At 41.8% G+C, this 589-nt stretch carries 1 protein-coding gene; it reads left to right on the top strand.

Going from position 1 to position 589, the window contains the following annotated elements:
- Positions 1-493: sensor histidine kinase (locus tag AC1DUA_RS40080; protein ID WP_477504942.1), on the top strand; the 493-nt coding region annotated here is incomplete at its 5' end.
- Positions 494-589 lie beyond the last annotated feature (96 nt).

Here is a 589-nt window from a genome sequence, read left to right as displayed (position 1 = left end):
GTTTGAACTCACAAGGATGAATTATGGCATGCTTTCAATTGAGAAAAAGCAAATCGATCTGAGTGATCTTCTCATTCAGCTGAATGAGGAATTGTTCCCTGTTTTTGAGAAAAGTCACCTGTTGGTTAGGTTAAATATCGAGCCGCATTTGCAAATTTGGGGTGATGGAGAGTTGCTGGCCCGCGTTTTTGAAAATCTATTAACGAACGCGAATCGTTACGGAAAAGACGGCCAGTTTGTAGATATCAATTGCCATCTTGATGCAGGTGAAGTGGTGGTCCAAGTCGTTAATTACGGCGGTAGCATTCCACCGGAAGAGCTGCCGCATATTTTTGACATGTTTTACACCGGAGATCGGGCTCGAACGCAACAAGGGGGGAGTACTGGACTCGGGCTGTTTATTGCCAAAAATATTGTGGAACAGCATCATGGAACGATTTCTGCCCAAAGCAACTTGATTCGTACGCTCTTTGAAGTGCGTTTACCCCTTTAATAAAAGAAATTTAAGAAAAACTTTAAGTTTAACCCACTTCTTTCTTAAAAAGTTTGCCCTATTCTTATGTCTAGTAAGAAGAAGGAGGAAACGAAG

It is taken from the genome of Paenibacillus sp. 01T422, assembly GCF_056398785.1.
The sequence above is the reverse complement of the archived record's forward strand: the minus strand, read 5'-3'. Positions and strand labels throughout refer to the sequence as shown.